This is a genomic window from Micromonospora sp. NPDC048839 (genome assembly GCF_040649915.1).
GTDB lineage: Bacteria > Actinomycetota > Actinomycetes > Mycobacteriales > Micromonosporaceae > Micromonospora.
This window is the reverse complement of sequence record NZ_JBEZGL010000029.1, coordinates 1-17286: the sequence shown is the minus strand read 5'-3', so window position 1 is coordinate 17286 and position 17286 is coordinate 1. Positions and strand designations below refer to the sequence as shown.

The window sequence follows — 17286 nt, the reverse complement described above, 5'->3', positions numbered from 1 at the left end:
TAGGGAGCGGGATGCCCGACCACCACTGGGCCACGCTGCCCGCAGCTCTGCGCCTCGCCATCGAGTCGCACACCGGCCCGGTCCGGGCGGCACGCTCGGCGACAGCCGGCTCCGTCTCGAAGTTCGCCGCGACCCTGGACGCCGATCGCGGGCACGTCTTCTGCAAGGCCATTCCAACAGCAAACCCGCTGGCCCGAATGCATCGCACCGAAGCCCGGATCAACCCATGGCTGCCCGATATCGCGCCACGGCTTCAGTGGACGGTCGAGGAAGCGGGTTGGCTCGCGCTCGGGTTCGACCACGTGCCAGGGCGGCACGCTGACCTGTCACCCGGCTCGGCCGATCTCCCTCTCCTGGCGGACACGTTGACCGCGCTGGCGCAGTCGCTCACTCCGTGCCCGCCGGTCCGGGTTCAGGCTGCCACAAAGCGGTGGGAAGGCCGGCTCGTTGCCGAGCTGGTCGACGGGGACACCCTCATGCACACCGACGTCACGCCGTTCAACTTCCTCCTCGGCGCCCGCGTGCACGTCATCGACTGGTCTATGCCATGCCGGGGCGCCGCATGGCTCGACGCCGCGCTGATGATCGTGCGGCTCATCCGTGCTGGTCACAGCCCCGAGCAGGCCGAGTCGTGGGCGGCTCAGATCCCTGCTTGGAAGCAAGCCGCGCCTCATGCGTTGGACGCGTTCGCCGATGCCCTCGCCGCCCTGTGGGAGCAGCGGCGGCAGGAGAGCTCAGCCCCGCATCGCGGGCCGCTCGCGGAAGCCGCCCGCGCCTGGGCGACCTACCGTCGGCAGCCAGCATGACGGAGGGCGGGCCACGGCATCACCGTGACCCGCCCTAGTTGGTCCGCCTGGCGGACTAGCCCGCACCGCTGGTCCGTCTCGCGGACTAGCGCGGCAGTCGTGGCCTTCCGCCACCGCCGCCGAAGTGCCCGACGGCCGCAGGCAGCCCGCGCCGGCTCGTCTCCTTGATCGCGCACCCCATGCACAGCAGCAGGGTCGCCAGCGGCGCCCGCGCGGCGGTCGTCCGCTGGTTCGGACCGACCCACATCTCCACCTGGCAGTCGACGCACCGGATCAGCGAGTGCTCCACCGTCGGCACGTACTCGGGGACGCCCGTGCCGGCCAGCAGCTCGTTGATGTTGTACGGCGGGCAAGCCAGGATGACCCGCTTGTCTCGCTCCATCGTGCACCCTCCTCGCGTTACTGGTCGACGCCGGCCGACGCCGCGACGATCGCGCCGTCCGCGTCGATGCGCAGGCCGGGGCCGGCGATGTCGCCGCCGGCCCCGCGTACCGCCCCGAGCCGCTCGAACACCTGTCGGCCGTTTCCCAACGCCGCGACGGACGGCACCACCACCAGTTCGGCACGACAGGCGGCGACGTCGGCGACCACGCACCGCCAACTGCGCGAGCCGACGTGCTGGCACACCACGTCCAGGCCCTCCTGCGCGCACCACCGTTGCGCCACCTTGGCCAGCTCCTCGGCGGCGGCTCGCCCGCCCCGCACCGTCCCGGTGAACACCACCGCCCGACGCCGCAACCAGCGGCGGGCCGAGGGGTCCCACCGCGCGTGCTGGTAGAGCCGGTTCAGGTCGGGTCCGGACCCGGGCACGTCCGGGTCGCACCGCGCCCACGTCTGGGCCTCGACGTCCCAGCGGACGTGCCAGCCGAATTCGCGGGCCTCGCGGTGGCCCGGCCAGTCGCCGGTCCACGTCGACGCGCCGCAGTCGTGGCCCTCGGGGTCGACCAGGGCCTGGCAGTACATGCGCTTCAAGCCGCGCACCAGGCACTCGGCCACGTCGCAGTCGTCCGCGTGCGTCTCGCCGATGGTCGCTGAGCAGGCGGGGCAGGTGCCGCGCAGCAGGTCGTCCACGGGTTCCTCCGTGCTGGTCGGTCGGGCCGTCGCGCCGGCGGCGCGCACCGAGGGGGTGCGCGCCGCCGGCTGCCGACCCGTGGGGGTCAGACTCACTCGTCGCTGTCGGCCGCGGGGCCGGCCGCGTCCAGGTCGACTTCGGCGCAGGGGTCCGGACCGACCGGCTCGGCGTCGGGTTCGGGCTCAACGTCGTGCTCGGGCAGGTGCGCGTCGACGACCGTCCGCTCCTCGCCGTCCTCGCCGTCCTCGCCGTCCTCGTCGGTGCCCTCGGCCTGCGCGGCTTCCTCGGCCTCGTACGCCAGGCGCTCGGCTTCCTCCTCTTCCTCGGCGTGCTTCCGCTCCTCTTCCTCGGCGACGAGCCGGGCGCGCAGAGCCGCCTCGGCGTCGGACAGCTCGTAGCCGTCCTCCTCCAGCCGGTTGAGCCACAGCACGATCAGGTCCTTGTGCGCGACCCACCGGCCGTCAGCAACCTGCTCGACGTTGTGCTCCTGCGCGCCGACCATCCGGGCGACGAGCAGCCGGTTCAGCCGGTCCTGTCCGGCGGTCACGCCCTCGGTCAGTTCGCCGCCGGCCAGCTCCTTGATGAACTCCCGATCGAGGCGGTACTGGAGGAAGTCAGGCCACACCACGGCGAACCGCATCGCCTCGACCAGCAGTGTCTTCGCGCCCTTCGCGCTGCCGTACTTCTCGACGAGAAACCGGCGCCGCACGGTCCGGGACTCCTTGAGCCGCGCCATCAGCTCCTCTCGCGCCTTGGCTGCGGCCTCCTTCGCGGCGACCTCGGCCGGGCTCTTGTAGTAGTTATGCCCGGTCCGCTTGTAGCCGTGGGCCTCCGGGTCGAGGCAGACAATGAACGCGCCGGCCGAGTCCCACCGCTCCTCGACGACGGCGGCGTACCCGTCGAGCGCCTTCACAGCCTCCGGGTCTACCTTCTCGCCGTCGGCCGTCTGGAGCTGGTCGACGCGCGCCATCTGGCAGTTGTGCGGCCACTCCTTCGGCTTCTTGACGAGCTTCACGCCGGCCGCTTCCAGCTCGGCGGTGACCGCCGCGACGGCCTCCTTGACCTGCCGCTTGCGGCGCTCCTCCTGGACCTTGTGCTTGATCCCCCAGCTGGTCCCGACGTCCTTGAGGATCTTCGCCATCGTCTTGGGGTCGTCCTCGAACTCCTCCAGCTCGGCGACGTCCTCCAGGGACAGCTTCCCGGCGTCGGCCGCCGCGGTGGCGGCCTCGCCGAGCTTCGTCAGCTTGAGCGCGGACTGGACGTGCTTCCGGGCCCGGCCGGTCCGGCGGGCGATCTCGGCGACGTCCAGGCCGAACAGCTCCAGCTGGGCGTACCCGGCCGCCCGCTCGCTCTCGGTGAGGTCGAGGCGCTGGTCGTTCTCCACCAGCATCGCGACGATCTGGTCGGGGGCTAGGCCCACCATGTCCGGCCGCACCAGGCACGGCACGGTCTGTGCCATGCCGTCGGGCCACTCGCCGGCCTCGATTGCCTCGGCCGCCGCCTTCGCGCGTCGGTGGCCGGCGACGATCCGGTGGCCGTCGTCCTCGGGGACGACGGTCAGCGCCTGCCAGACGCCGTGGGCGGCAATAGAGGCGCGCAGCTCGGTCAGGTCGCCGAACTGGGTCCGCGGGTTGCGCGGGTGCGCGAGCAGGTCGCGCGGGTCGATCTGTGCGAGGTACGGGGCCTTCTTGCCCCGGCTCCGCGTCTTCGTCGGTGCGGTCACTCCTGGGTCCTTCCTACTCCACGTGAACGGACGTACGGATCGTGCCGTACATAATCATTGTATCAATTATGATCTTGACCGTCTAATAGAAACTGCTTCTGAACTGCGCACTTGCTGATGAAAGGGCAGCCGTTCAGGATCGAACACATGCCGACGCTGCGAAACCGCCGACTCGAACAGCTCCTCGGTGGGCTGATCGACGAATCTCTGACATACAGCCAGGTCAAAGGACTCATCCCCGCCACGGCCGAGGGTCCCGACCTGGACTTCAAGCGCGATACCTACGGCAGCAGCAATAGCGACCGAAAGAAGCTCTGCGGGGACGTCGGCGCACTGGCGAACGCCAACGGCGGGATCCTCATCCTCGGCATGGACGAGGACGAGCAAGGCCGCGCCGCAACCGACACCGGCGTCAACATCTCTGACGATGAGCGTCGCCGTCTCCGGCAAACCGTCTACGGCAACATCCAGCCGACACCGACCTTCGACGTCATCCCCGTGGAAGACCCCAGCCGACCCGGCACAGGCTTTCTCATCCTCTGGGTCGCACGTTCGGCGAACGCACCACACGCCTACGTCAATGAGAACAAGGGGCTGCTCTACCCCAAGCGAATCGGCACCGAGACCGTTTGGCTGTCCGAGAGCGAGGTTGCCGAGGCGTACCGCGCGCGGTTCGCCGGCCTGAGCAGCCGGATGGAGGAAGCTGCGCGAGTCGAAGCCCAATTCGCCCAGCGTCATGCGAAGGACGAACTGTTCGTGGTGGTCACGCTTGTACCGGACGCGCCGGGCAGCTTCACGGTCGACGCTGCCGCCTTGCAGGCCTTCCAGCTGAGCAATGCCAGTCAGCAGGCCGGAGCGTTCGGCATTCCGGTACGCCGCTTCAGCCGGTCGACGGTGCGACATCGCCGTTTGGTGGGTACCGGCTCGCTTGAGCCAAGCAAGCCTTACTCGCGCGGCGCCTGCGAGCTGCACGAGAACGGCAACGGGGCCTTCTCCACGGCGGTCAGCTCGACGGTTTCCGGGAACGAGGACCTGGGCGCCGACCTCGTCGATACGCAGTGGCTCACCCTCGGTATCGGGGCAGGCCTCCGATTCCTTGCCCACCACGCCCAAAGCCGGGCTGCGACCGGCGGGCACGCAACCGTCCGAGCAACGATCTGGCCGGTGATCCGGCCGGTCGCGTTGGTCTCCAATCTCGGCTGGCCGAACGAGCAAGTAGGGGAGACTGTGACCGAGAAACCGTTCGCCGACACAGTCGCTGACATCGACGACCTGAGCGACGGAGGCGTCGGGCTTGTCGCGACGACGCACAGGCTCGCCAGTGAGCTGTTCCAATCGTTCGGCGCCCCCGAGGTAGAGCAGGTCACGGCGGCTGGAGGTGTTCGCCTCCCCTACTGGCACCGTTCTGGGCGGGAGGACATCACCAGGTGGGCCGCCGCTGCTGGCGTTGAAGTCCACAGGTAGGCGTAGGCCGGGACCTCCCCTCATCGCCGGCCTGCCGATGGGGGGAGCCGCCGGCCGAGCGGCGAAGCAACCACTGCCCGCCGGGACTCCTTCGATCGCAGGTACGTCACGCCGTGCACCAGGGCGTCCAGCCGGTCCGGAGAGTCGCCCGACTCCGGCGTCCAGGTCGTCAGCTGGTCCTCCAGCGCCGGGAACGCGCCGACGTGGTGCACCCGCGGTGGGTCGACCTCGTACCGGGCGGCCACCGGCTCGGCGCGGACCCGCTTGCTCACCCGGGCCTGCACGACGTCCAGTGGCGGGTCGCCACCGGGCAGCAGGCCCTCCTTCTGCATGGCCACCCACGCGTCGACGAGGATGTCCCGCATCCACGCCGACGAGCCCTCGTAGATCACCACGTCCGCGTCGACGTCCAGGTAGCACTGCCAGATCCGCCGGGCGGCAGCCATGCCGGCGATCTTCATGCTCCGGTCGGCCAGCACGTAGTGCTCGCCGTCCTCGCCTCGGCCGACGGCCACGATGCCCGTCTCGTCGCTCGTCTCCGACACGGTGTCCGCCGGGTCGACGCTGACGACGGTGCGGACCAGCTTCGGCAGGTCGTCCTTGTCGACGCGCCCGGCCTCGATCCACGCCGACTTCCACAGCGCGCCCTCGACGTCGGTCAGCAGCTCGGCGTCCAACTCCTGCCGGCCGAGGCGGGTGCCGCCGTACTGCTCCAGCAGTTCCTCCAGCGCCTCCTGGCTGAGGTTCGCGGCGTTGTCCAGCGTCTTGCCCCGGGTGATGACGACGCGGGGCCGGCGGGTGCGTGCCTTCTGCTTCGCCGCCCGGGTCAGCAGCTTCTTCACGTGCGGCAGCGGCTTCGGGGTCGTGCTGATGACCATGTGTGGGCTCTCGGCCTCGCGCATGCAGAACCAGAGCATGTCGAACACGCCCTGTGCTGTCTGCACCGGCCAGGCGGCATACTCGTCGCACCACACGCCGTCGAAGTCGTAGCCGCGGAGCACGTCGGGGTCCTGCGCGCCGAAGCCGCGGATGATCGCGCCGTTCTTGAGCTCCAGGTACGGCTCGCTCTTGTTGAACGTCTTCACGTCCTTGGGTGGCACCACGGCCAGCAGGCCGGCACGTCGGGCCGTGAAGCAGACGTTGTACACCTCGCGGTGCGTCTTCGCGATCACCGCGTAGTGCCCGCCCGGCTTCGCCGTCGCCCACTTCCGGACCGTCTCGGCGCCGGTGCGGGTCTTGCCGAAGCCGCGGCCGGCGAGCAGCATCCAGATCCGGTACGCCTTGTTGGGCTCCAGTTGCTCGGACCGGGCGTGCCGGGACCAGTCGTATCGGACGAGACCCTGGACCTCGGACACCTCGCGCAGGTAGGCGGCCAGCTCGGCGTCGGTCATCATCGCCGGGTCCGGGTAGGCCAGCAGCATCGGTCAGCGCCCGTTCCGCATCTCGGCCTCGCGGTCGCGCAGGTCGACAACCGCGCACCAGGCGAGCGCCAGCAGCACCGTGACCATCAACGCCGGGCAGCCGAGGCCGGCGAGGCCGGCCCAGCGGACCGCCGCCCACAGCGTCAGGGCGGTCAGGGTGAACCAGCCGGACAGCAGCAGCCTCCACGCCCACACCCGGCGGGTCAGCGTCCGCCGCTGCGCCCGGGTCGGGCCGACGCGGGCGCGACCGACAGCCCGGCGGGGCTGCATGTTCAGCGCCGCCCACGTCTGCGGGCCGACGACCGACCCCCCTGGTCGGGAGGTCGGCTGCGCGAAGGGCGGCGTCCGGTGCCCGGTCAGCAGCCGCGTCGACCGCGGGCCGCGCCTCACCGCGCCACCGCGAGCACCACGGCGGCGACACTGGACGCGACGACCAGCAGACCGCCGACGGCGATGCACCACACGGCCCAGCGCGGCGCCCGCACCTTCCCGTCAGCTTTGCGTCGCCGACTCACGGGCCGCCTCCTCGTCGTCGCCTTCGTCGTCGCGGTCGTGGGGGTCGTCGACATCCCCAACGGCGTCGGTCTGGCCGGCGCGGGCCGCCGCCTCGGCCATCAGCGCCCGGAAGAAGTCGGCCCGCTGCTGCTCGCTCATCTGGTCGACCTCGGCGCGGATCGGGCCGCCATCCGGTCCGGTGTGCGCGGTGGTCGAGTCCGGCAGGCCCAGGGCCAGGCGCTCGACGCGGGTCGCCACCTCCAGCCAGCGGGCGATGTCCCCCGGGCCGAGCTTCGACGCGTCGAGGGATTGCAACCGGGTCACGAGCTTCGCTTGCAGCGCCGACGCAATCCGCGCGTGCCGCCTGGCCATGTCGCGTCGCTGCTCGGCCAGGCCCTCGGCGTACAGCCGGTCCTCTTCGCGGTCCCACGTCTGCGCCCGCTGCACCCACTTCCAGGTGCTCGCCAGCTTGTGGAGGTAATCCCGGCTCTTGTGGACCTCGGTGGCGACCTTGGCGACGGTGCGGGTGCGGCCCAGGTCGCGGTACAGCAGGAAGTACCCGTACGCCTTCTCGGGCTCTCGGCGCTGCCGGTCCCAGGGCAGGAACTCCGGCTCGCTCATGGTCACCTCCTCGTGCTGTCGCGCCTGGTGCGGGCGGCCCGGTCTGCGGGGAAGTCAGGCCGGGCCGCCCTGTCTCAGTGCTGTCCGGGGGTGGGTCCGCCGGGCATCGGCGGTCGGGCGAGCGCCGCGTTGCCGTACATCAGTGCGTCGTCGAGGCTGGTCAGGACGAGGGCCGTCTCCCGGCCGGCGGGCAGGCTGCGCATCGCCTCGGCCATCAGCACCTTCACGGCGGTACGCCACGCCAGGTGGCGCTCGGCCTGCTCCAGGTTCGTCGGCGGGTGGTGGTCGCAGCGACGGTCCAGGTCGTAGCGCTGCCGCTCGTCGAGGCCGGCGTACGGGTCAGCAGAGTCGGACATCTCGTTCTCCTTCGGGGGTTTCAGTTCTCTATTGCGGCCGGGTAGGCACCGGGCAGAGACATGCCAGGCTTGGCCAATTCCCGATGCCAATCTCGCGAGCTACGGTTGAGAGCACGGTGGCCCCGCGCCGCCGGATTCTCCTGTCGCCCGCCGGCCCACGCCTGGCACTGGGGACACCGAGGGACACGGCGTTGATCGTCACGCGGGTGCGGTAGCTCCGGCACATCCCCTGTCGCCGGTGGTTGCGTGGGGTCCGCCGGAGGATGGATTGACCGTGAGCACGGACAACCGGGCCAAGAAACTGGCCAAGCAGGAAGGCATCGCTTACGCCACCGCGCTGCGTCTGACCCGCGATCAGCAGGACGACGAGCGGAAGCGGAAGACCCAGGCGGAGCTGGAGGCGCTGTTCCCGTCGCTGGACAGTCTGCTGCCGGACGCGGTGAGCAGCGCATGCCGCACGATGGCGGGCAACAGCATCGGGCGCTACCTCGGGAAGAACAGCGAGAACTGGACCGCCGGGCTGACCTTCGACGACGTCGAGCTGCCCACGGACATCCTGCGCGAGATGGTGATCGACGGGGTCACGCCCGACCTCGACACGATCAACTGGGATGTGTACCACGACCCCGACGATCAACACGTCGGCAGGGTCGATGCCGTCACCGAGGTGACCTTCACCGGTTGGGGCAGACTGGCCGCGGTTGCTGGGCGGGACGACCTGCGGGTGGTCGACCCGAACGTGGACGGCAACGCCGAAGTCACCTTCACGAGCCGCGTGCGACTGGAGTGGCACTTCGTCTACCACCCGGGCGACTATCTCGACCTGACGTACGCGGGCGCGTCCGAGCTGGTGCCGACCAACCCGCACCGCTAGGCACGGGCTAGGCAGCGGGCGTCCGCCGCGCCTCGGCGCGACGGACGCCCCGCACGTCACCTTCATAACCCCGACAGATAGTCGGCGGCCAAGAACTCAAGTGCCCGCCACCGCTGGTCGGCAGGCACTTCGCCCTTGCGCACCAGCTGATTGACGGCGCGAGCCACCACGGCAGCGGCGCCGGCCGGCAGCGAGCGCGTCTCCAGCACCGTCTCGATCGGCACCAGGCGGTTGACGTTGCCGATGGGCTCCCCGGACTCGGGGTCGAACCACACGCCGTCGCGCAGCTCGCCGAGGTGCCGCTCGAACACCTGAAGGATCAGGCCCAGCGCGGTGGCCACGTTGCCGACGTTGTGGGCGCCGTGGGTCGTCGCGAGCGCGTCCAGGGTGGCTTCGTAGTCGCCGTACCCGGCGAGCCAGCGGGCGTCGGCCTGGACGAGCTTGCGGGCCTCGTCGAAGGAGGCGCGGGCGGCGTCCAGCTCCATCGGCAGGAACACCAACTGCACGGTGGCGAAGTCCAGGTTCGCCTCGGACAGGCCCTCCAGGTCGACCTGCGCGAGCAGGTCGAGCTGCTTGTCGTCCAGGCCCGAGTAGGCCCGCCAGTCCACGTCGTCCAGCTCCTCGTAGAGGTGCTTGAGCGTCGCCGGGTCGTCCTCGCCCTCGATGGCGTTGTGCGACAGCTGGAGCGCGACCTGGCGGGCACGCGACAGTTCCTGATCGACCACGATGACGTCGACGGCCGTCAGGCCGACCTCGCGGGCGGCCATGATGCGGTGGTTGCCGGAGAGCACCACCATTCGCTCGGTGGCCGCGTCGTGCCACACGAGCGGCGTGCTGGTCAGGGCACCGTCTCGGCGCACGTTGGCCACCAGGCGGTCGAACGTCTCCTTGCGCATGTACCGCGCGTTGACCTCCAGCAGCGTCAGTTCGGCCGGGTCGACCGTCTCCCGGCGCAGGGTCAGCGGCTCGTCGGCGTCACTCATCGCTTGTCCTTCCCGTGGCGGCGCTTCCACTCGGCCAGCGCCTCGGCCAATGTCCAGTCGCCCAGGGGGCCGCCGTACTGGAGCTGGTACCGGTGGATGCCGTCGGCGGCCGGTTCGCTGCGCTTCTGGAGCTTCACGCCGGGGATGCCCCGGCCGTACTTGGCGCTGTTCGGCCGGTCGGTGAAGGCGGTCGTCGACCAGGCGGTCAGCCGCTTCGACAGGGACCGCTGGAGCAGCAGCTGGGCCTCGCGGCTGGCAGCCGCCATGACGATCAGCTTCGCCAGCCGCCGGTACCGGGTCCACGAGACGGGGAAGTCGCTCATCAGGTAGGCGCAGGCCGGGTCGAACTTCGGCGGCAGGTAGGCGAACGCGCCGACGAGCTTGCCGTCGACGCTGACGCCGCAGGCGAGCAGCGGCGACCCGGGCAGGATCGTCTTGCTCATGAACTGCGAGCGGATGGCGGCGAACTGGCCGCCGTTGAGCACGTGAATGGCCATGCGGTCGCCGAGGTCGTCCGCGGGTCCGATCTTCGGCATCAGGATCGGGGCGACCTGCTGGGCGGGCGCGACGACGCGGCGCGCTCCGGACGATGCGTAGACGTAGATCGGCATACCGCGGTTGGAGGTCTGGACGACGCCGCGTAGCCACGGGCGCAGCTCCTCGCGGGCGATGTGCAGGCCGAGGATCCAGTGGGGCCGGTCGAGGACCGCGCCGATGATCTCTTCCTTGCCGTCCTCGTCGAGCGTGTCGTACGTCGGCGCCGGCCAGTCGAAGAACTCGTCGATGCCGGCGAACTGCGCCTCGTAGTCCCCGGCGTAGAACGGCGGGAACATCGCCACTGGGGCGTCGTCGGGCACGACGTCACGCAGGTAGTCCCGCACGTCGCCGCAGTAGTACGAGGCCAGGCGCAGCGTCAGCGCGTTCAGCTTGGCGACGGTCTTGGCGTGCATCGTCGGGAACTGGCCGACGGTCGCCCGGACCATCCGCTCGTAGTAGACGCCGGGCCGCCCGACGTACTGGAGGAACCGCGTGCCGAGCATCAGCGAGGCGAGGGTGTCCGTGGAGCTGGTCAGGTACGGCTCCAGCCAGGCCAGCTCCTCGCGCTGCTCGTCCTTGAGCCGGTAGTCCAGCTCCCGGCCGGCGAGCCACCACCCGAGCGCGCTCGAGTACGACTGGACGTCGTTGCCGTGGATCGCGCGCTGTTCGCCGGGCCGGCTGTGCAGCGTCCGCTCGATCGTGAAGTTGCCCGAGCAGCCGACGTACAGGTCAGTGTCGGGCCAGGACTCGGCGTGCTCGTAGATGATCGAGCGCAGGTCGGCCGGGATGCTGCCGTGGAACACGCGCCACTACCACCTTCCCCTGTGGCCGGGCGTCGAGCGCCGGCCAGGATTTGAACCTGGGCCTCCACCGTGGAACGGCGGTGTGCCACCAACAGCACTTCCAGCGCAGAGCGTGTATGAACGCAATACGGCATTGTAGCCGTACATGCTGGCTCACCTAAAACGATGTTGGAATGATCTAGGAATGACTCAGGAATATTTCGCGCACCGCCGTGCTACTGTGGCCGGACATGATGGAGGGAGGCAATATGCGAGGCAATGGAGCGGCCGTGACCGTAGTTCGGCAGTCGCGGGCGTGGACGCAAGCCGAGCTCGCCCTCAAGGCCCGCGTCTCCCAGGGCTATGTGTCCAAGATCGAAAGCGGCCAGCTTGAGCTTGAGGGCGAGCAGCTTGGCCAGCTCGCCGAAGTCCTTGAGGTTCCCGCCGAACTCCTCGCCGTCCGCGAACCGAGCCTCGGTACCAATGTCTCCTGCGTTCACCACCGTCGACGTCGGAGCAAGCTCACCGCCCTCGCCACCAGGCGCATTGAGGGACTGACACATCTGATCAGCCTGACCGCGACCCGGTTGATCGAGGAGCTACCACACCGGCCAGAGGTCGGTCTGCCCGAGCTGCCCGTGGGTGCGGTTCCCCCGCACGAGGCCGCTCAACGCGTTCGAGCGCTGCTCGGCGTCGGTGACGCGCCCATCGACGACGTGATCTGCTTGGTCGAACAACTTGGGGTTGCCGTGATCCGGCGAGACCTCGGCACGGATGCGCAGGACGGGGTAAGCCTCAACCTGCCCGAGCGCCGGCCCATCATCGTGGTCAACACCGCCCTCCCCGGCGACCGTCAGCGGCTCAGCGTCGCCCACGAATTAGGCCATCTGGTGCTACACGGCTGGCAGGTCGCCACCGGGGAAGAAGCGGTCGAGCAGGAGGCGTTCGAGTTCGCCGGCGAGCTCATCGCGCCCTCCGCCGCGATCGGTCAGGATCTAGCCCTTCTGACCACACGGGACTTCGGACGCCTGCTCGACCTCAAGGTCACCTGGGGCATGTCGATTGCCGCCCTGATCCAGCAAGCCTCCCGCCTCGGGCTCATCGACGACCAACTACACCGCATGCTGCGAATCAGGCTGAATCAGCTTGGCTGGGCGAAGGTCGAACCCGGCGCCGTCGCCGAGGAAAGGCCGCAGCTGATGACGCGCGTCGTTGGCGCTCATTTGGGCAGTCTGGGCAGGACGCTGGACAAAGCTGCCTCGACGGCCCTGATGCTGCCAGGACCCTTCGCACGCCACTACTTGCCAGACCGAACGGACACAGCGCCGAATCACCAGGAAGGTACGGGCAGTGAGCTTGGATAACGCCCGCGAGCAAAGCGACAGCCGGATGCCCTCACGGCTACAGCCCTTCCAGGAAGCCCTCCTCATTCAGTGCTATTCGGACGAGGCGCTGAGTGTTGCCAGGCTGGCGCGCCGAGATAACGCGGGTCTCGTGATCACCGCCAGGAAGGGCAACTTCAGGGCAACGGACGCGGCGTCCCGTGTCTACCAGGCCGCACGACACTTGCGGGAGCACAACAACTTCCGCCAGCCGCTGCTGCTCGACGCCGCTCGTTATGCCGGCGCCAACCGCGTGGCCGCGCGGACCCCGTTCAACGGCACCTGGATCAGCGATCAAAGGAACCTCGGACTTCCGGTTCTCACGGACTCCGGCTACGTGGGCGAGGGCGACGAAGCGGGGCTTCGAGACATTCTTCGCCGCGCGGCAGATATCAAAGATGCGATCGCCCTGCTACCGCTTCACATCTCCTGGCTACGTTCTGCGCCGGCGCTCGACACACTCCTCTCCTCCATCGAGCAGGCGGGCGTGCCCATCGCGGTCATTTTGGAGCACGACAAGGACCCACTCGGCCTGAAGAACATGGTCCGCTCGCTGCTGCGGTTGTTGAACTGCCCCGTTCCGGTGATGCTGCTGCGCTGCGACGTGTCTGCCCTTGGGGCGCTCTGCATGGGCGCCCTCGCAGCCGCAGTGGGTACATCCACCAGCCTTCGCCACCTCTACCCGATGAAGGACGGGGGCGGCGGAGGCGGCCACGATCCGCAGATTGCCGCGATGGTGAAGGAGTGCCTCGCCTACATCAGCGTCGACAAGATCGCGCTTGCCGCACAGGCGGACCCTGACGATGGACTCTGGCAATGCGCCTGCGAGGCTTGCCACTCCCGGCCCTTGGGGCAACTGGCCATCCACCCCTGGCCCGAGCAGGAGCGGCTGGCGTTCGAGCACTCCCTTGAGGTGCTGCTTGATCTTCGGGACGAACTCCTGCCTCATGGATCGACGAGGGCCGCGCGGACGGAGAGCTGGCGCGCGAAGTGTTGGAACGCGCAGGTCCGCCATTACGAGGTTGAGAGCAACACCGACAAGTGGGAACCGCCCCCGTTCCTTGGGGGCTGGCTCAAGGCATTGGAGCCGGCGACGCTACAGGAGCGCGTCCGCTAGCTCCGCGTCCGCCAAGAGGCGTCCATAGAGCTGCTCCTCGATCCAGCGGTCCACGGTTGTTCGACGTGCGGTGGCTAGGCGGCCGGAATGCCCAGGCTGGATGATCCTCGCCTCGTCCTGGTCCTCGCAGACAACGGCAACTCCCGAGTACGAACACTCCAGGAGGAGATCTCGACTTGCCGCGGCGATCGATGGCAAGGCCACGGCGGTAGCGGCGAACCCGCGCCACTTCCGCGCGGTCGAAAGCGCGTTGCGGGGGGACCTCTCTACGCCAGCGAGGACTCCTTGGATGGACACCGCAGACGGGGGAAACAGACCGCGGCCCTGCGGCCACTCCCACATGGCTAGAGAGTCAGGATCAAGCAGAGGTTCGGCGCACCGGTTCTCCAAGCGCCACTCGTGCGCGGCGGCATCACGAAGCACGACTACCGAAACGTGGGTGCCAAGTAGTGACACGTCGGGCACGACCACGCCCGACCATCCAAGGGCTTCTGCAGCTCTCTCCATGCACGGGGCGGTCGACCGGGAGGGGAGGCAACTGCCTCGTTGCCGAGATGTCATCGTTCCCTCTCCTAGGCTGACGATCCAACTTGGCCGACGATCCGTACGGTGCGTAACGTAGCCTCCACCCGCAGTGCGCAACGAGCGAAACGGTCGGACGTAACAGGGAGCGTGATCGAACATGCGTACGATCCCACCCCCAATGCCGTCACTCTAGTCAGCGTGACTCGTTCGCGGAACCGCTGGGCAGCAGTCAACTCCTAGATCACCGCGTGGTAGCAGGCGTGTCCCACGCGAGAGCAGTCCCCGAAAAGGCCGAGGACTACTCCACGACTCCCTCGTAGACCTGTACGGCCGCAATGCTTTACTGTGACCTCATCATTATCACTCGTCGGAGATCATGGAAGGCAGGAGACGTGCAGGAGTACACCTACGCCGAAGCCGCAGCGAAGCTGCGCGTCGCGGAGACGACCCTGCGGCGCTGGGTGTCCAAGGGCCGCGTGCCGTGCCACCGGCTCGGCCGGCTCGTCCGCTTCACCGACGAGGACCTCGCCGCCGCCTACAAGGCGTGCCCGGCACTGGCGCGGCGCTAATACCTGGGCGCCGCCTGTACACCAGGTCGTTCGCTGCCGGTCAGTTCCGGCATCCGGCGGCATCCACAACCACCTCTAGACCGTCCTAGGAGGATGGCGGAAGCCGACGCAGCTAGCTCTTTCGGCGGTAGAACTCGTCCACTGCCTGCTCAACATCCCAGCCGTTCGCCACAGAGCCCCGAACACCCATCAGGCGCTTAGCGAATACCTTATGGGCGTTCTGCGGGGTCGTAGCATGCGCCTCGGCCAACGCGGTCCAGGTGGCACCTAACTCCTCAGCCTGCCCAGTGAGGAGAAGCAGTTCCCGGTCAAGTCGAAGCCGGGTTGCGGACATGAGCGAGATGACAGCGAGATGTAAGCGCAGCTCCGGGTTCAACCGCAGGATCGACTTCTCGTACGCCGACGGTTCTTCATCCCACTGCTGGACTCTCTCTTGCGCGAGTCTCTTGAACCAGTCACGGAGCGCGCTGTCGATCCAGATCGGACCGCGCGTCGCCCAATCGTCGTCACTCGGCAGCCCAAGCTCTCGGAACATTCATCAACCGTAGTTGAAAGCGCGACTGTTGCGGGCAGCGGAGCATGAGTTCGAACGGCGCGGTCGTCGCAAACGCGAACGGCCCCGGTTGCACCCGGAGCCGTTCAACCGTTCCGCCCACAGCTAGCGAGGAGAACGACGCGATGAGCGTACGTCCTGAGCCCACCCCGCCGCCAGCCAACCCGCAGGTGGATGAGAACACCGGGGGCTCCCAGTGGATCCTGAATGCCACAGTCAACGTCTGGGTGGTCGTTCTCGTGATCGCAATCCTGCTCTTGCTCGCGGCGGTCTTGTTCGCGCCATCCAGCGAGCCGGTCGAACGCCTGGCAGACCTGATCGGGCAGTTCTGACGGGTTCAAGGGCTCGCGGGCAGGCGGCGCATCACCGGCACGCCGCCTGCCCAGGCGGTTGCGCGATCCCTCCGCCCGACCAACTCCCCCGTAGCGACTAACGACCGGCCGTGGCCGAAATCGTCGGCCGGCGCTCGGTCGAGGATCGGTGGACCCGACCCCTGTACTCGGCGGCCCGGCCGGCGCCGGCGGCGCGCTGCTCCTCGCCGGCACGGATGCCGGCCTCCAGGAACCCGCCGACGATGCGCCGCACCGGCTCGTGGTGCGTCCTAGTGCTGTGCACATACACGTCCATCGTCGTGGACACCTGCCGGTGTCCGGCGACGTGCGTCAGGCTCGACAGCTCCAAGCCCTCGTTCGCCAGCAGGGTCAGCAGGGAGTGCCGCAGGCCGTGCATCGTGATGTGCCCGCGCAGGCCGCGCGACTCGGCCAGCTTGCGGATCTTCACCCACCGCCACTCGTAGAAGTCCTCGTACCGCCAGTGGTTGCCGCGCGGCGCGACGAACAGGAACGCCATGCCGGACGCCACACGGCGGCGCAGCATCTCCATGACCCGGGGGTCGACGGGCACCTGCCGGTAGCCGCTCTTCGACTTCGGCTTGGGGTCGACCACCCACTGCCGGTTGACCTTCCGCAGGACCTGGCGGACCTCGACGGTGCCGGCGTGCGCCCGCACCGCCTCGGGTGTCAGAGCGGCCACTTCACCCCACCGCAGGCCGGTGGCGAGAGCGGTCAGGATCAGGTCGGCGGCCTCCGGGTCAACCTCGTACGCCGCCGTGAGCAGGATCGCCGCGTCCTCGGGCGTCTCCAGGATGTCCCGCTCGAAGCGCGGGCCGTCGGGCAGGGCCAGGCCGTCCAGCGGGTTGTACGACCGCAGGGGCGGCTCTTCGTCCTCGCCGGGGCGGCACGAGGCGCGGAAGATCGGGAACACGCTCTCGCCCCGGATGTTGGCGATCGTCTTACGGGACAGGCCGGTCGCCAGCAGGGCCGTCTGCCACTCGCGCATCACACGCCGAGTGATCTTGTCGATCGGCAGGTCACCGAGCGTCGGGAAGACGTGCTTCTCCAGCCGCTCCAGGTACTTCCGCTTCGTCTCGACGCTCGGCTTCGTCAGCGTCTCCAGCCAGGCCAGCGCGTACGCGCGGAACGTCATCACGGCCGGCGCCTCCGGCGCCGGGGCGGAACCCGGCACCAGGTAGCCGAAGCCGTGCTCTACCAGCCGCTCCGGCGACGGCCGACGGTTACCGCAGGCGTCGACGAGCGCCTTGAAGCTCTTCGCGTCCGCCTGGTAGTCGAACGTCTCGCCGTCCCAGTCACCATCACGGCCGCCGCCGTCGCGCCACTTCACCCGCCACCGGGTGGTCTTGCCGTCCTTCGTCGGTCTCTTCTCGATCTGCGCCACTGTTCCTCCACGTGAACAGGCGGCCTCCCAGCTACGCGGGCTCTGCCGCCAGCCGCGCCTATATGCGCAGCAGTGGGACCGTAACCGTCTCGCTCGACGGAGGCAAGATCACACCCTCGACAGTCCTCATCTAGGGCCGTGATCCCACGGTGATCCCACGGCGGCAACAGCCCGAGAAACAACTAAGGCCGCTAACCTGGATAAAGCCAGGTCAACGGCCTTTTGCGTTCGTTCTCAAGATCGTGTCCGGAGGGGGACTTGAACCCCCACGC

19 protein-coding genes and 1 tRNA gene are annotated in these 17286 nt (G+C 68.9%); 7 read left to right on the top strand and 13 right to left on the bottom strand.

Annotated elements, in window-relative coordinates; translation table 11 throughout:
• The first annotated feature begins 11 nt into the window (after window positions 1-11).
• On the top strand, window positions 12-806 hold the full coding sequence (locus AB0C25_RS33980; protein ID WP_357378878.1) for a phosphotransferase: 795 nt from the start codon (window positions 12-14) through the stop codon (window positions 804-806).
• Between the two features lie 85 nt (window positions 807-891).
• Here AB0C25_RS33980 and AB0C25_RS33975 read toward each other — a convergent pair whose 3' ends face one another.
• Genes AB0C25_RS33975 through AB0C25_RS33965 form a run of 3 tightly spaced genes read right to left on the bottom strand, consistent with a single transcriptional unit; the run spans window position 892 to window position 3601 of the window.
• Window positions 892-1188, bottom strand: a complete 297-nt coding sequence (locus tag AB0C25_RS33975) for a hypothetical protein (RefSeq protein ID WP_357378876.1) — start codon at window positions 1186-1188, stop codon at window positions 892-894.
• 17 nt (window positions 1189-1205) lie between these two features.
• On the bottom strand, window positions 1206-1973 hold the full coding sequence (locus AB0C25_RS33970; protein WP_357378874.1) for a hypothetical protein: 768 nt from the start codon (window positions 1971-1973) through the stop codon (window positions 1206-1208).
• A complete protein-coding gene (locus AB0C25_RS33965) occupies window positions 1970-3601 on the bottom strand; it encodes a ParB N-terminal domain-containing protein (RefSeq protein ID WP_357378872.1) in 1632 nt (543 codons plus the stop codon). The genes AB0C25_RS33970 and AB0C25_RS33965 overlap by 4 nt, the downstream gene beginning before the upstream one ends.
• Before the next feature lie 117 nt (window positions 3602-3718).
• Here AB0C25_RS33965 and AB0C25_RS33960 point away from each other — a divergent pair, with 117 nt between their 5' ends.
• On the top strand, window positions 3719-5065 hold the full coding sequence (locus tag AB0C25_RS33960; RefSeq protein WP_357379022.1) for an ATP-binding protein: 1347 nt from the start codon (window positions 3719-3721) through the stop codon (window positions 5063-5065).
• A gap of 20 nt (window positions 5066-5085) precedes the next feature.
• Here the strand turns inward: AB0C25_RS33960 and AB0C25_RS33955 are convergent, their stop codons facing one another.
• The 5 genes from AB0C25_RS33955 to AB0C25_RS33935 form a co-directional block, all read right to left on the bottom strand.
• On the bottom strand, window positions 5086-6486 hold the full coding sequence (locus AB0C25_RS33955; protein WP_357378870.1) for a terminase family protein: 1401 nt from the start codon (window positions 6484-6486) through the stop codon (window positions 5086-5088).
• A gap of 3 nt (window positions 6487-6489) precedes the next feature.
• A complete protein-coding gene (locus AB0C25_RS33950; RefSeq protein ID WP_357378868.1) occupies window positions 6490-6876 on the bottom strand; it encodes a hypothetical protein in 387 nt (128 codons plus the stop codon).
• Window positions 6873-7001, bottom strand: a complete 129-nt coding sequence (locus tag AB0C25_RS33945; protein ID WP_357378866.1) for a hypothetical protein — start codon at window positions 6999-7001, stop codon at window positions 6873-6875. Before AB0C25_RS33945 ends, AB0C25_RS33950 begins: the two co-directional genes overlap by 4 nt.
• Window positions 6979-7602 (bottom strand): hypothetical protein, encoded by a 624-nt coding sequence (locus tag AB0C25_RS33940; RefSeq protein WP_357378864.1) that lies wholly within the window; start codon window positions 7600-7602, stop codon window positions 6979-6981. The genes AB0C25_RS33945 and AB0C25_RS33940 overlap by 23 nt, the downstream gene beginning before the upstream one ends.
• Window positions 7603-7676: 74 nt before the next feature.
• On the bottom strand, window positions 7677-7958 hold the full coding sequence (locus tag AB0C25_RS33935; RefSeq protein WP_357378862.1) for a hypothetical protein: 282 nt from the start codon (window positions 7956-7958) through the stop codon (window positions 7677-7679).
• A 274-nt stretch (window positions 7959-8232) separates the two neighbouring features.
• On the opposite strand from AB0C25_RS33935, the gene AB0C25_RS33930 reads away from it, so the two are divergent.
• Entirely contained in the window at window positions 8233-8832 is a 600-nt protein-coding gene (locus tag AB0C25_RS33930; RefSeq protein ID WP_357378860.1) for a hypothetical protein, read from the top strand.
• 62 nt (window positions 8833-8894) lie between these two features.
• Here the strand turns inward: AB0C25_RS33930 and AB0C25_RS33925 are convergent, their stop codons facing one another.
• The 3 genes from AB0C25_RS33925 to AB0C25_RS33915 form a co-directional block, all read right to left on the bottom strand.
• On the bottom strand, window positions 8895-9815 hold the full coding sequence (locus AB0C25_RS33925) for a ParB N-terminal domain-containing protein (RefSeq protein WP_357378858.1): 921 nt from the start codon (window positions 9813-9815) through the stop codon (window positions 8895-8897).
• Window positions 9812-11155 (bottom strand): hypothetical protein, encoded by a 1344-nt coding sequence (locus AB0C25_RS33920; protein ID WP_357378856.1) that lies wholly within the window; start codon window positions 11153-11155, stop codon window positions 9812-9814. The genes AB0C25_RS33925 and AB0C25_RS33920 overlap by 4 nt, the downstream gene beginning before the upstream one ends.
• Window positions 11156-11190: 35 nt before the next feature.
• Window positions 11191-11262 (bottom strand) — tRNA-Gly (locus AB0C25_RS33915).
• Between the two features lie 162 nt (window positions 11263-11424).
• On the opposite strand from AB0C25_RS33915, the gene AB0C25_RS33910 reads away from it, so the two are divergent.
• From AB0C25_RS33910 to AB0C25_RS33900, 3 genes are all read left to right on the top strand, one after another.
• On the top strand, window positions 11425-12498 hold the full coding sequence (locus AB0C25_RS33910; RefSeq protein ID WP_357378854.1) for an XRE family transcriptional regulator: 1074 nt from the start codon (window positions 11425-11427) through the stop codon (window positions 12496-12498).
• Window positions 12485-13633, top strand: a complete 1149-nt coding sequence (locus AB0C25_RS33905) for a hypothetical protein (RefSeq protein WP_357378852.1) — start codon at window positions 12485-12487, stop codon at window positions 13631-13633. Before AB0C25_RS33910 ends, AB0C25_RS33905 begins: the two co-directional genes overlap by 14 nt.
• A gap of 917 nt (window positions 13634-14550) precedes the next feature.
• The gene (locus AB0C25_RS33900) at window positions 14551-14727 is read left to right on the top strand and encodes a helix-turn-helix domain-containing protein (RefSeq protein ID WP_357378850.1); all 177 of its coding nucleotides are present in this window, start codon (window positions 14551-14553) and stop codon (window positions 14725-14727) included.
• A 112-nt stretch (window positions 14728-14839) separates the two neighbouring features.
• Here AB0C25_RS33900 and AB0C25_RS33895 read toward each other — a convergent pair whose 3' ends face one another.
• Complete coding sequence (locus AB0C25_RS33895; RefSeq protein WP_357378848.1) at window positions 14840-15262, bottom strand: hypothetical protein; 423 nt, start codon at window positions 15260-15262, stop codon at window positions 14840-14842.
• 143 nt (window positions 15263-15405) lie between these two features.
• Here AB0C25_RS33895 and AB0C25_RS33890 point away from each other — a divergent pair, with 143 nt between their 5' ends.
• The gene (locus AB0C25_RS33890) at window positions 15406-15612 is read left to right on the top strand and encodes a hypothetical protein (protein ID WP_357378846.1); all 207 of its coding nucleotides are present in this window, start codon (window positions 15406-15408) and stop codon (window positions 15610-15612) included.
• A 97-nt stretch (window positions 15613-15709) separates the two neighbouring features.
• On the opposite strand, the gene AB0C25_RS33885 is transcribed toward AB0C25_RS33890, so the two are convergent.
• On the bottom strand, window positions 15710-17014 hold the full coding sequence (locus AB0C25_RS33885; RefSeq protein ID WP_357378844.1) for a tyrosine-type recombinase/integrase: 1305 nt from the start codon (window positions 17012-17014) through the stop codon (window positions 15710-15712).
• Window positions 17015-17286 lie beyond the last annotated feature (272 nt).

Excerpts from the sequence above, each read along its gene's own strand:
- AB0C25_RS33925 (WP_357378858.1), bottom strand. The coding sequence starts at position 9,815 with ATGAGTGACGCCGACGAGCCGCTGACCCTGCGCCGGGAGACGGTCGAC.
- AB0C25_RS33975 (WP_357378876.1), bottom strand. The coding sequence starts at position 1,188 with ATGGAGCGAGACAAGCGGGTCATCCTGGCTTGCCCGCCGTACAACATC.
- AB0C25_RS33960 (WP_357379022.1), top strand. The coding sequence starts at position 3,719 with ATGAAAGGGCAGCCGTTCAGGATCGAACACATGCCGACGCTGCGAAAC.
- AB0C25_RS33940 (WP_357378864.1), bottom strand. The coding sequence starts at position 7,602 with ATGAGCGAGCCGGAGTTCCTGCCCTGGGACCGGCAGCGCCGAGAGCCC.
- AB0C25_RS33955 (WP_357378870.1), bottom strand. The coding sequence starts at position 6,486 with ATGCTGCTGGCCTACCCGGACCCGGCGATGATGACCGACGCCGAGCTG.
- AB0C25_RS33890 (WP_357378846.1), top strand. The coding sequence starts at position 15,406 with ATGAGCGTACGTCCTGAGCCCACCCCGCCGCCAGCCAACCCGCAGGTG.
- AB0C25_RS33935 (WP_357378862.1), bottom strand. The coding sequence starts at position 7,958 with ATGTCCGACTCTGCTGACCCGTACGCCGGCCTCGACGAGCGGCAGCGC.
- AB0C25_RS33895 (WP_357378848.1), bottom strand. The coding sequence starts at position 15,262 with ATGTTCCGAGAGCTTGGGCTGCCGAGTGACGACGATTGGGCGACGCGC.
- AB0C25_RS33980 (WP_357378878.1), top strand. The coding sequence starts at position 12 with ATGCCCGACCACCACTGGGCCACGCTGCCCGCAGCTCTGCGCCTCGCC.